The sequence below is a fragment of the Cohnella kolymensis genome (assembly GCF_000829465.1).
Classification (GTDB): Bacteria; Bacillota; Bacilli; order Paenibacillales; family Paenibacillaceae; genus Cohnella; species Cohnella kolymensis.
Genome location: NZ_JXAL01000001.1, coordinates 280087 through 291007 on the forward strand (window position 1 = coordinate 280087; position 10921 = coordinate 291007).

The following is a 10921-nucleotide window of genomic DNA, read 5'->3' on the forward strand; positions in this document are numbered from 1 at the left end:
CCCTGTTGGATACTAACGTAACATAACATTGTTACGTTGTAAAGACGAAGAATAAAGTCCTCATCTCAGCTGAATACAGAGAATAAGGACTTTTACAGTAGAAACTTCACTTCAAATTTTTAATATAGCCAAACCTGTCCATTTGCACTATTTCAAGTCATGTTCCAGTTGTTTCTCAAAGTACCTTCTGTATCTTTATTTATCGCTTTTCCCGCATAACAACCCAGTTGTGCCCAAAAGGATCTTGGAAGCTGATGAAATGCGCAAAGCCCTCATCCTCTACTTTTTTGACAACAGCACCAGCGGCCTTTAAATGTTCTATTAATCCCTCAACAGCTCGTTTTGTTTTGAAAATAACGGGAGGGAGCAAATGATCAGCTACGTTCTCCGACGATGTACTGCGCAGAAGCAGATTAGGCTCTTTGTACAAACTCAACAAATAAAACTCTTGATGATGCTCCATAAGCAGCTTGAAACCAAGGTACTTGATATACCACAACGATGCCGCGTGGATGTTGTCTTTCGCTACGGCAATCTGGATATCGTCCACACACTCCAGCACGGGTAGATCCTTCTCTTCATTCACCGGCACATGGGGCACATTTTGCGGCTGCCAGCCGTCCTCCAGAAATAACTCTTGCACCTCATCGGCCGACAAAGCACAATCATACATCCTTAAATCATCGATCATTCCGTGGAAAAAGAAATAAGGTTCATCCGTACACTTTCTGCCGATATACAGCGGTTCTTCAGGATCCGGGGTGAAACTTCCCGGTTGTTCACAAACCAGCAGCCCGTTCTGATAAAGCTTGGACATCCCCTCTTCATAAGAGACGACAATGTGGTACCAATAACCTTTGTGCAGCGGTGAGTCGACATAAAGATCCCGCTCGCTAAGGAAACGGTGGAAGGTGATATGAGCATCCATCGTACTTAGTTGGAAGACACGACGCCGGCAATGTCCATCCTGGGAGACGATAGCATGATTCCATCCATCCAATACCGCGTTAACGTCATAGTTGCACCAGATGGACAACGAGAATGCATTCTGATTCACATAGGGAGCCGGTTCGATGATGATGTAATCGTCTTTGCCGTCGAAATAATAAGCGCTGTTCGGACGACCGAACCGATTCTCACACAGCACCGCGCCAGTTACTTTGCCATGACGATCGTTTCCGCTGCTGTCCTGAGCATTCCCGTTAAACCGATACTCCGCCGTTAGTCCGCGCCGCAATTCAACATCTTTCTTGCTTAAACCGAACAGCTCATCCATAGATACTCGAAACACATCAGCCAGCGCCGGCAGCAGGGACACGTCCGGGCAAGAAAGCTCATTCTCCCACTTGCTCACAGCCTGAGAAGTTACGCCTAACCGGCTCGCCAGCTGTTCTTGAGTTAAACCTTTTTGTTTTCTAAGCTTACCGATCCGTTCGCATAGGCCTTTGCTGTAATTGACATTAATCATTCGCATACCGCCCTTCATACTCTGATGAGCTCATTGTATGGAATATTCTTCTGCAAAGGTAGCACTTATTGGTAGAGTTCTGCGAGTCCCAACTCAACTGATGGTTTAAATGACAGTACTTTTCTCAATCGATACCGTCTCCGCTCCATGTGTTCGCGCAAACGACTCGAGCGCAGTCTGCACACTTTCGTGAAGACCGTCCGTTAACTGTATTTCCGGTTCGATCTGTAGCAGCTGCACCGTCAGGTGGCTTCGCTTGGTATCCAGACGCGGATCCATTCGGCCGATCAGCCGGTCGCCGGCAAGAATCGGCATGGCGTAGTAGCCGTACTTGCGCTTCACTGCAGGAGTGTAAATCTCCCAGCGATATTCGAAATCGAATAAGTCTTCCAAACGTTTGCGGCTCCATAACAAATTGTCCAGCGGCGGGAGGAAACGAACGGGCTGCCCCGGTTCAATTTCGTCTGCGTCGGTCTGTCCCTCCAGAAGCCCAACATCCGAAGCTAATATGTAATACGGCTTGGTTAAGCCCTCAACTTCCACCTGAGCAACGTGTCCTGACTTCATATGCCGATCAATGGCCTCCCGCCGCTCGCCTGCGCCTAATCGCTGCCAGCCGAAACGCGCATCGCTTGGCTCGAATACCCGATACGCGCGGAAATACTTGTGCAGCATCGCTTCAAGCGCATCGGCAGTGCTGATCTGATCCGCCAATGCCAACAGCTCGGCTGGGACCGTTCGCTCCACAAGATCGAATAGCCGTTGGTTCCCTTGTCTTCCGACGATTCTAATTTGCGCCCCGTCCGTCAACAAGTTCAGTGCATGGGATGTCGCTTTCGTCTTTGCGTTTACGTTATCCCAATACCCATGTACCTTCTGATCGGATTCGAACGCCTTTGACGGCAGCGGGCCTTCGCTTGCCAGCTTCTCCAGCACTTGGCCGACAATCTCGCCAAGCTCATCGATACCGGATTGCACATGCTGCCGGAACCGCCGGCGGGTCGGCTCGAAAATCGCGTAATCCTGCATAGGAATAATACATGCCGCATTCGCCAAATATTCGAAGATTTCATTGCCCCGCAGCAGCTCATTCAGAGTCTCCGCCCGATAACCGGGGATTCTCGCAGCCAGCGTCAAATGCTGATTCGGACGCACGGCATTCACCGGGTCGATCTGAACGCATTCCAACTTCCGGATCATATCCATCACATGCCGATGCATCGCCTCGTCTGAGCTTGGAGATTCCTCCGGCGGATGAAGCAGCATCTGCGTCTCCAGCAAAAAGCGCCGCAGCGCTCGTTTCGTCGTTTTGACCGGTCCGGCCTTTACTGTCACGATATAGCCTCCCATTGGGTCCACATTTCCCGTGGATTCAGCTCGTAGATTTCGTTCTCCCGGAACATGAATTGATGCATGATAAATTCCCGGCGAATCGTTGCATAATCTTCATGGAAGTTCTTGATGAACTCATTGATTTCCTTCTCATTATACTTGCGGCCCAATTCCAACTTGGATACCAGATGCTCTAACACAATAAGCTTCTTCTTATATTGAGCGGGAACGCTTTTCAATTTGCCTTCGTTTGTAAAAAAGTTTTTAATGACGGATTCCTTCATACGTTTATTTTCTTCTTGCAAAATGTCCACATCTCCTTTGGTTTTCCGGTAAATAAGGTTTTCTGCAGCGTTAGCGTTGTTCTTGATGAAATAATGATTGAGCGAAAAATAGATCGTATTCTTATCCCTTCGCTCGTTAATGAGGCTCGCTTCCCGCAGTTTCGCGGCATGGTGAGTTATGGTCGCAGGCGTTACGCCCAGTTTTTCCGCCAAAATCTGACCGTTAAGCTCTCCATCGGCGAGCAGTATCAATATTTTTATTCTTGTTGCGTCTGCAAGAGCCTTATGATAATTGACGACTTTATCCAACTGCATGAGGTCATCATCACCTCTTTCATTAATTTAACAAACATCTAATTAGATAATCGTTAAATTAGATGTTACTGAAACAGGAATTAATTGTCAACCTCATTTTGTGCAAACAAAAAAGACAGAGTCCGACGCGAATGTCCGCTCTCTGTCTCATTGCGTTACGTTATCCGCTCACCGTAATTAGTGGCCGATTGCTACCTGGTCCACATGCTTCACATGGTTTCGGTTTAATAAAATGAAGACCACGGAGAGAAGCACAAATGCCGCTCCGACGATAAATGGAACATGTGGATTAAACCAGTCCGCGAGCTTTAACGCCAGATAGGGGGCGATGGCCGCTCCAATGAATCTTAGGAAGCTGTATGCCGCAGATGCCGTTGAGCGCTCGATGGGAGCAGCGTTCATAACAGCGGTGGTTATTAAAGTGTTGTTATTCCCAAGCAGTGCGCCGGCAATAATGACTGCGGCAATGATCACCCATTGCGTAGAGGTCCAGACTCCCATCGCGAGCAGCACGAGACCGAATAAGGTCAGCATGACGGACATTGATTTGACTGTGCCGAATTTTTGCTGGAGTTTCGGTGCCATGAACACGGAAGTGAGAGCGAGCAATACCCCCCATCCGAGGAAAACGTAACCCAGCCCATGTTCGTCAAGTTCCAGAACAAAAGGGGCATACGCCATTAGAGTGAAAAACCCGAAATTATACATGCCGGCTGTGAGGCCGAAAACGAGAAGTGAACGGTGCCTCATCGCACGAAACGGGTCGAGTAAAGAAGTGCTCCTCCTGGCTGCTTGACGGCTATCGGGTTTAGGCATGAGGGTTATAAGGGCAATAAACGCAACGATCATGAGTGCAGCGACGCCAAGAAAGGGGCCTCTCCACGAAATGGCGCCCAGCTCTCCGCCTAGCAGCGGACCTACGGATATCCCAAGTCCGATGGCTGCTTCGTAGAGAATGATCGCTTTGGTCACACCGCTTTTCGATAGAGATACGATAGCGGTCAAAGCCGTGGCGACGAATAACGCATTGCCAAGCCCCCAGCCGCCCCGCAGACCGATCAATATCCAGATACCGTTGGAAAGTCCTCCGAGACCTGAAAATATGGCAATGACTATAATACCGACCAGCAGAGTTACCTTGATCCCAATTCGGGATGATATTGCGCCGGTCACCAGCATAGCCACCGCCATCACGGCGTTGTAGCTCGAGAACAACAGGCTTACCTCACTTCGGGACGCACCCAGGTTGTCGCCGATAGCCGGCAAAATAGGATCAACCAAGCCGATCCCCATAAAAGCGATGATGCCCGCGAAAAATACCGCCCACACCGCCCGAGGTTGATTCAGAAGACTTGCCTTAGCTTCTGAGACCGAGTCAACCGGAGCGGCTGCCAATTCAATCTGAGATGTTTTTGCCAAGTATGTTCACTCCTGATTTGATTTTATTTTGCTTTTCGCTTCGAGAATCCGATCGAACAATTCGCTGAACTCTCTTCGGATCTCGGTTAATTTCTCAAGCTTTTGATCGATCATGAGCAGCTGTCGGCCTATGGTTTGCTCGATCTCAGTTATTTTCACCAGCTTCGATTGCTTGTCCTCCATCTGCCGAAAGCCTTCCCGCTGCGCTTCGAATTGTTCATTGATCGAAATATACTCTTGCAGCTCTTGCAGCGAGATGCCCAGCACATCCCGCGCGTTGGTGATCTGCTTAAGACGTTCGATATGTTTCTCGGAATACAGGCGGTATCCTCCATCGCTTCTATCCGGTGGAAAAAGCAGCCCGATCTCTTCGTAGTATCGGATCGTCCTTTTGGTTAAACCGGACTGCCTGGCCACATCCTCAATTTTGAAAAGGTTCATCTGTACCTCCCGTCACAATGATTATCCTATGTAATAATATACCTTTACCTTAACCTTAACGTCAACGTAAAGGTTAAGGTAAACGGCACTCTGCTCCCGAATAAAATCGAACAAAGTTGCCGTCAATTCTTTTAACTTAACCTGAAAAAAACGGATGATAAAACCATTTCATTTCGCCCATCTCGTCTGTTTGAAGCACTTTATTCTCCGGATAAGGAGAAGTTACTAAACCGGCTCTATTAAAGGCAGTGGCACATCCGCATTGGGAACAAAAGGCGGCATCCTCCCCGTTCACACATCCGCACGGGTCCCTCAGCAGATCTCCTTCATCCAGGCATTTGTTGACGACCGGCGCACCGCATTCGGCACAATATTGGCTGCCTTTCTTGTAACTGTATCCACAGCGAATGCAGTTACCAGGTTTCTCTTTGTTGTCCGATGCCAACTTTTACACTCCCCTCTCTTCACTTTGTAAATTTTCAAGCTTGATTTCCTCGCCGGATTCTTGCTGTTGAGTCCATTTTTCGAGTTGGGCCGCATCCGTTAACGCGGTCAAGCCGACATGGAGAGTTCCGGAAAGATCGTGCACGATCAGCTCCTGTACTTTGTAATTAATGTTTTCTATATGAACCGGCTTGATATTTTGAAGTGCGGCTTTGAATTCTCTCGTTTCATTCTCCAGCATCATCGCCCGTTCTTCAAGTCTCCGGATTCGCTGCTCTATCATTTGTAAATAAGTATGGAAGTTGTGCACCTCTTAATCACTCCCCGCCCGGCTGTGCAGCCTCAACATTCGTTTTGTTATCATCAATTGTTTCCGATACCTGCTCCGAAGACTGGATAACTTGATTCCTGCAAATGATCGTTTTCCGATATTCATGGATCCAAGATTATTTATATAGTTTACCTTTATGATTCCAATGCTTATGTTCATGCTGCCCTCCTTACACTTGATTAGTGGGCTGATCGTTAAAGTCAGGATCACTGGTCGGGTTCACTTGTTTACTCAAGTTGAGGTTAGCGTCACCAATGGGGTAATTCCCCCCAACTCGTTTTTGGTTAGCTGTATGGCCTTTGTGCAGTGTATTGCCAAAATTTACTGAACCGTTGTTGGCTACATTCAAAATTTTAATGTTAAAAATGTTGTTCACGGTAGGCATGTAACCACTCCCTCAGTCTTTTTATCATATGGCAATTCATAAAAATCGTGACATTCAGGACAATGCTAGAGATACCCGTACAGGCAGATCATTCATGGATGAATAGATTATTAAATAATTGAGACGGGAGGTGGGCGATCGAAATGCGAACAAAGCCTAAGACCGTGTTGAGTGAAGGCCGTATGAAATGGGGTCGTCAGCCGGTAGCTGTAGTTCTGCACGACGGGAGTTTTTATGTAGGTTGGGTTACAGACTTGAATGAGGAAACGTTGACTATATCTGGCCAAAAAGGATCAGGCAAAATGAAAAAATCACCTCTTCCGCGTAAGGGAAAGGCAAAAATATCCGCTTTTTTACCCGGCAATCCAACTTTTAACGTCGCGGGAGTTGGAGGTTGGCCGGACCCATTCGGATTTTCTCCTATCGCACAAGGAGCCCCGATTGGTGCAGGAGCCCCGGTCGGCGGGGACGCAGGATTCGGAGGATTCGGAGGATTTATGGGTGCTATGAAGCAGGTTCTGCCCGGAATCCGGATCGGCTGGAATATCGTCAGAGCTGTCATGCCGTTGATGGGCGGTTTCAAGCTGTAATCTGAGGCAGTAACTAGATGAATGTGGATTTTTGCATAAGCTGTGCTAATGTACTGACCGAGTATTCAACTACACATAAACTAGCAAGGTGATGATTCATCACAATCAAATTGACGGTGGTGATAATGTGAGTGCTGGAGTTGGTTACACCTGTGCAGGCTATGGCGGCGGTCGTACGGCTGCGTTCGCCCTTGTGCTTTTTATCCTGCTGGTAATCATTTTGAGGGCAGGGATCTGGTAATCAAAATGACACACTTTAGTAATCGGTGGTGATAATATGGGCTATCCTTATGGAGGGGTAGGTTACAGCTGCGGCGGCTATGGAAGCACTGCCGCATTCGCTCTTGTGCTTTTTATCCTTCTGGTCATCATCTTGAGAGCCGGAATTTGGTAATCTGCGAATGAACCGGTTTTCTCGATCCTTCATTAAGCGCATCCGGGCTTAATGGGGGATTTTTTTATAGTCTACGCAGTCAAAACGCGTTACCGATTGTTTGTCCTACAGCATATGGAGAAAAGGAGTTGAAGGTCTGTATGTCTGTCCAAGCCTGAAAGAAAAGGGCAAATGGCAGCTAGACTCGGTCGTTTCTTGTTCACGAACATACCCTGAGAGGCATTACCGGCCTTCCACTCTGCTGAAAAACGATCGAACGACCGCCACATATGCATTCGTTTCTTCCAAGTAGCTCATGTGCGAGCTGTTCTCGAAAACGTGCAGCTGCGCGCCGGGTACGAGGGACTGATAATATCGGGTGGACTCCGGAGACGCCTCGTCGTAACGGCCGCACAGGAAAAGCGACGGGAGTGCGATGTGAGGCAAATGAGGCGTGCAGTCGTACTTTTTCAGGTTTCCCGTCGGAAAAAATTCGGAAGATCCCCACATCGTCAGGTAGACGTCGTCATTCGCTTTCGCCCGGCTGACGCTCAAGACGGGCAGATTCGGGTCGAGCCGGCACACATGCTTGTTGTAATATTCCATCATCGCTTCCCAATACTCGTCCGAATCCGTAGTTCCTTTTTCCTCGTGTCGTTTTATCGTCTGCTGCACGCTATGAGGCAACTGCACCAGCAAACGATCCGCGTCTTGTTTCCACCTTTCGGCATCGAGGCAAGGACTGGAAAAAACGACGCTCCGTACGCCCGCTGGTTTGCGATCGATAAGGTATGATGCAGCAAGCATCGTTCCCCAGGAATGGCCTAAAATGTGGACCGGGTTCAGACGAAGCGCCTCCCGCACACACGACAGCTCTTCCACAAACCGCTCCAGCAGCCATAACGAGACATCCTGAGGTCTGTCGGAATTTCCGGATCCCAGCTGATCATAAAAAATGACGGGCCTCTCGTTCGCCATGATGCCCAATGCCGCCTTGAACGGATCGTGCGTATTGCCCGGTCCTCCGTGGAGTATGAGCAGTGGCGTTCTGTCTCCTTCCCCCATCATCGTGAACCACACCCTGCCGCCGGGCACTTGGATAAATCCTTCGCTGCTTTTCATTTTCTACACACGAGCGAAAAATCGCTGATAATATTTGCCATCATAAAATCTTTCCTCGAATCGCCCATTGGTGTATTCTCCGATCACATTGCGCCAAAAAGCCCGGGCACGGGCGTTTTTCTCGATCTGCATAACTTCCCATCGTCCGCCGAACAAATCGAAAGCCTTCATCGCAGCCACTTTGCCGACGCCGTGTCGGCGGTATTTTTTAGTGACGAAAAACTCCGCTATAGAATGTAAGCTTGACGTCTCCGATCCCATATTTTCCACCAACACAAATCCTGCGATATTTCCGCCTATCTTGATGAAAAAAAGGATGGTGCCGCGCCGGATCGTTCCAATTCCAATACGGAATTAAAGAATGAAATCCGAATCGTCCATCCGGCCGAATCTCGAGATCCAGATACTCGCTGAAATCATACACATAATATTCCGCCACATTCTCAAGAATCTTTCTCTCTTCCTGAGCAACTCGCTGTAAATGAACTTCCATGCGCATTTTCAGCCTCTCGATGCAATATCAGACGCCATAATACATGTGGAAAATTTTCCAATTTGCATATTTAACTTGACCCTCTTGGCTGTCTCTTATACTCCTGCCAATCGCCATACACGGTTAGCCAAAAAATCGGCGAAGCTCTTGGGCCACCCGTTCCGGCTTGCCGCCTCTGTCGGTATTGCCTGAGGCTCCATGGTTGAGTCCGGCGAACTCGATACGTTCGACATGCGGCAAGACTTTGTTCAGGCCATCGAGGGCAATTTTGAAATAAGACGGACTCTTGCTGCTCCCAAGCAACAGCACCTCGGCTCGTATACCCCCGAAGCTCTCCAGCATCCCTTCCGTCTCGACGGACAAATGATGGTCATAGTGAATGGTCGGAGCCAGCATCCTCATCGTAACGTAGTCACCGTCGGCCTTCTTTTCCTCTCCTGCCATCATCATTTTAGTGAGCGGCTCCAGCAGCCACCGGGGAACAGCGTTGAATATCGGCGGCCCCATCTGCGCTCCCAACATAGCTGTAACAAGTGCTGAGGCCACCTTTCCCTCTGTGATCTCCTTGTCATAACGCGCCAAGAATGCAGTGGATACAGAGCCGTTAATGATCAAAGGCGGTTCGAAGAAGGCGGCTTTCTGAATAGCGGGCAGAGTGAGTGCTGCTTGGAGGCAAATAATAGCGCCTGCGCTGACACCGAATACATAAGCGGGCGCCCGTTTGGGTAAGGAGAGCGTCCATATCCTCAACTTCCTTGCGTAGGTTATGGTCTTTGCTGTACGGGCCGCTTAGGCCGCGGCCGCGGCGGTCGGGCAAATAGACAGTGTAAGTATCGTCCAGTGCTTCGGCAAGCTGCATATGGCTTTGAGCCGACTCCATCGTGCCATGAACGACCACTAAACCCGGGCCGCGGCCGAGCTGCCGGTAGCTGATGTTGGTGCCGTCTTTCGAGGTGATGGAGTTGGTTGTATAGTTTTTGGGATTCATGTGCTCATTCTCTTTCTGGTTCAATTAATGAACTCTCATTCATCATGCAGAACTAGTTATTTCTTCTAGGTTCCAAATAAAGTAAATATATAGTTTATTTAAACTATATTAAGTCGAATAAATTTAGTCAACTATTATTTTAAAAGCTTGGTTTACTATCTATAATGGAAATGAAGGGAGTCGGAAACGTATGCCCAAACCGAAACGAAGCAACTTGCTGGCGTTAGCAGTCTTATCCTTACTTCACGAAAAGCCGATGCATCCTTACGAGATCGGGGTTAAAATGAAACAGCGAGGCATGTCGGATACCATTAAGCTGAATACGGGTTCTCTCTATGCCGTAATCGATCACTTGCTGAAGAACGGGCTGATCGAGCCGGTAGAAACATTGAAGGAGGGCAAACACCCGGAGCGGACCATCTATCGTCCGACGGCGGCCGGCGGTCATGAGTTCTCCGACTGGCTGCGATCCTTGCTGCGCACGCCATTGAAGGAATACCCGCAGTTTGCCGCAAGTCTCTCGTTTCTGGCACATCTTTCACCCGGCGAAGCATGCCATTTGCTGCGCGAGCGCGAAATTACGTTAGCGAAGCGAATAGATGAGACTCGTGCATCGATGAATGAGACTTTGCGGATGGGCATCGACCGGCTGTTCGTAATCGAAACAGAATATGAGTTGGCACTTTTGGAAGCAGAGAAAGCGTGGCTTGATCGGCTGATCCAGGAGATCGAGGACGGTCCTTTGGCAGTACACCAAGGTGGAGAACGGATCTGGTCCGTGCAATATGAGGAAAGGTAAACTGCTTTGTTGAGCGGTATGCCGGTGCTATTAAAGAACAGGGCCGAGCTAATGTACTTGTAATTGTTATACCAAGCTAGGGCAGCACTCCATTTTACGAAAACATGCGCTGCAAAGGAGTAAATCGGGCAACGGAA

General features: G+C 48.8%; 16 protein-coding genes. 4 read left to right on the top strand and 12 right to left on the bottom strand.

From position 1 onward, the window contains the following. Window positions 1-199: 199 nt before the first annotated feature. The 8 genes from SD71_RS01340 to SD71_RS01375 all read right to left on the bottom strand — a co-directional run bounded on the left by SD71_RS01340 (window position 200) and on the right by SD71_RS01375 (window position 6419). Window positions 200-1468 (bottom strand): LamG-like jellyroll fold domain-containing protein, encoded by a 1269-nt coding sequence (locus tag SD71_RS01340; protein WP_082033970.1) that lies wholly within the window; start codon window positions 1466-1468, stop codon window positions 200-202. Between the two features lie 105 nt (window positions 1469-1573). Further along, window positions 1574-2803 carry a winged helix-turn-helix domain-containing protein gene (locus SD71_RS01345; RefSeq protein ID WP_041058621.1) on the bottom strand — a complete coding sequence of 410 codons (1230 nt, stop codon included), beginning with the start codon at window positions 2801-2803 and terminating at the stop codon, window positions 1574-1576. After that, a complete protein-coding gene (locus SD71_RS01350) occupies window positions 2800-3399 on the bottom strand; it encodes a DUF2087 domain-containing protein (RefSeq protein WP_041058624.1) in 600 nt (199 codons plus the stop codon). Before SD71_RS01350 ends, SD71_RS01345 begins: the two co-directional genes overlap by 4 nt. A gap of 177 nt (window positions 3400-3576) precedes the next feature. Next, entirely contained in the window at window positions 3577-4800 is a 1224-nt protein-coding gene (locus SD71_RS01355; RefSeq protein ID WP_052475906.1) for an MFS transporter, read from the bottom strand. Window positions 4801-4824: 24 nt separating this feature from the next. Continuing rightward, window positions 4825-5259, bottom strand: a complete 435-nt coding sequence (locus SD71_RS01360; protein ID WP_041058627.1) for a MerR family transcriptional regulator — start codon at window positions 5257-5259, stop codon at window positions 4825-4827. 136 nt (window positions 5260-5395) lie between these two features. Continuing rightward, window positions 5396-5704, bottom strand: a complete 309-nt coding sequence (locus SD71_RS01365; protein ID WP_041058630.1) for a hypothetical protein — start codon at window positions 5702-5704, stop codon at window positions 5396-5398. A gap of 3 nt (window positions 5705-5707) precedes the next feature. Further along, complete coding sequence (gerPC, locus tag SD71_RS01370; RefSeq protein WP_152619305.1) at window positions 5708-6013, bottom strand: spore germination protein GerPC; 306 nt, start codon at window positions 6011-6013, stop codon at window positions 5708-5710. A gap of 190 nt (window positions 6014-6203) precedes the next feature. After that, entirely contained in the window at window positions 6204-6419 is a 216-nt protein-coding gene (locus tag SD71_RS01375; protein ID WP_041058637.1) for a spore germination protein, read from the bottom strand. 143 nt (window positions 6420-6562) lie between these two features. On the opposite strand from SD71_RS01375, the gene SD71_RS01380 reads away from it, so the two are divergent. The 3 genes from SD71_RS01380 to SD71_RS22760 all read left to right on the top strand — a co-directional run bounded on the left by SD71_RS01380 (window position 6563) and on the right by SD71_RS22760 (window position 7403). Further along, window positions 6563-7009 carry a hypothetical protein gene (locus tag SD71_RS01380; protein ID WP_041058640.1) on the top strand — a complete coding sequence of 149 codons (447 nt, stop codon included), beginning with the start codon at window positions 6563-6565 and terminating at the stop codon, window positions 7007-7009. A gap of 127 nt (window positions 7010-7136) precedes the next feature. Then, on the top strand, window positions 7137-7250 hold the full coding sequence (locus SD71_RS23435; RefSeq protein ID WP_152619306.1) for a sporulation protein YjcZ: 114 nt from the start codon (window positions 7137-7139) through the stop codon (window positions 7248-7250). 36 nt (window positions 7251-7286) lie between these two features. Further along, the gene (locus tag SD71_RS22760; RefSeq protein WP_082033972.1) at window positions 7287-7403 is read left to right on the top strand and encodes a YjcZ family sporulation protein; all 117 of its coding nucleotides are present in this window, start codon (window positions 7287-7289) and stop codon (window positions 7401-7403) included. A 222-nt stretch (window positions 7404-7625) separates the two neighbouring features. Here SD71_RS22760 and SD71_RS01385 read toward each other — a convergent pair whose 3' ends face one another. From SD71_RS01385 to SD71_RS21800, 4 genes are all read right to left on the bottom strand, one after another. Then, the gene (locus SD71_RS01385; protein ID WP_041058644.1) at window positions 7626-8504 is read right to left on the bottom strand and encodes a proline iminopeptidase-family hydrolase; all 879 of its coding nucleotides are present in this window, start codon (window positions 8502-8504) and stop codon (window positions 7626-7628) included. 3 nt (window positions 8505-8507) lie between these two features. After that, on the bottom strand, window positions 8508-8852 hold the full coding sequence (locus tag SD71_RS22765; protein WP_082033973.1) for a GNAT family N-acetyltransferase: 345 nt from the start codon (window positions 8850-8852) through the stop codon (window positions 8508-8510). Between the two features lie 268 nt (window positions 8853-9120). Continuing rightward, on the bottom strand, window positions 9121-9543 hold the full coding sequence (locus tag SD71_RS21795) for a hypothetical protein (RefSeq protein WP_152619307.1): 423 nt from the start codon (window positions 9541-9543) through the stop codon (window positions 9121-9123). A 58-nt stretch (window positions 9544-9601) separates the two neighbouring features. Then, window positions 9602-9985, bottom strand: coding sequence for an alpha/beta fold hydrolase (locus SD71_RS21800; protein WP_052475843.1), 384 nt, complete (start codon window positions 9983-9985; stop codon window positions 9602-9604). A 190-nt stretch (window positions 9986-10175) separates the two neighbouring features. On the opposite strand from SD71_RS21800, the gene SD71_RS01400 reads away from it, so the two are divergent. Further along, complete coding sequence (locus SD71_RS01400) at window positions 10176-10784, top strand: PadR family transcriptional regulator (RefSeq protein WP_041058647.1); 609 nt, start codon at window positions 10176-10178, stop codon at window positions 10782-10784. Window positions 10785-10921 lie beyond the last annotated feature (137 nt).

What these genes read in the sequence shown, in the direction of transcription:
- SD71_RS01380 (WP_041058640.1), top strand. Translation starts at nt 6,563, where the DNA reads ATGCGAACAAAGCCTAAGACCGTGTTGAGTGAAGGCCGTATGAAATGG.
- SD71_RS01360 (WP_041058627.1), bottom strand. Translation starts at nt 5,259, where the DNA reads ATGAACCTTTTCAAAATTGAGGATGTGGCCAGGCAGTCCGGTTTAACC.
- SD71_RS01385 (WP_041058644.1), bottom strand. Translation starts at nt 8,504, where the DNA reads ATGAAAAGCAGCGAAGGATTTATCCAAGTGCCCGGCGGCAGGGTGTGG.
- SD71_RS01375 (WP_041058637.1), bottom strand. Translation starts at nt 6,419, where the DNA reads ATGCCTACCGTGAACAACATTTTTAACATTAAAATTTTGAATGTAGCC.
- SD71_RS01350 (WP_041058624.1), bottom strand. Translation starts at nt 3,399, where the DNA reads ATGCAGTTGGATAAAGTCGTCAATTATCATAAGGCTCTTGCAGACGCA.
- SD71_RS01340 (WP_082033970.1), bottom strand. Translation starts at nt 1,468, where the DNA reads ATGATTAATGTCAATTACAGCAAAGGCCTATGCGAACGGATCGGTAAG.
- SD71_RS21800 (WP_052475843.1), bottom strand. Translation starts at nt 9,985, where the DNA reads ATGAATCCCAAAAACTATACAACCAACTCCATCACCTCGAAAGACGGC.
- SD71_RS22760 (WP_082033972.1), top strand. Translation starts at nt 7,287, where the DNA reads ATGGGCTATCCTTATGGAGGGGTAGGTTACAGCTGCGGCGGCTATGGA.
- SD71_RS01400 (WP_041058647.1), top strand. Translation starts at nt 10,176, where the DNA reads ATGCCCAAACCGAAACGAAGCAACTTGCTGGCGTTAGCAGTCTTATCC.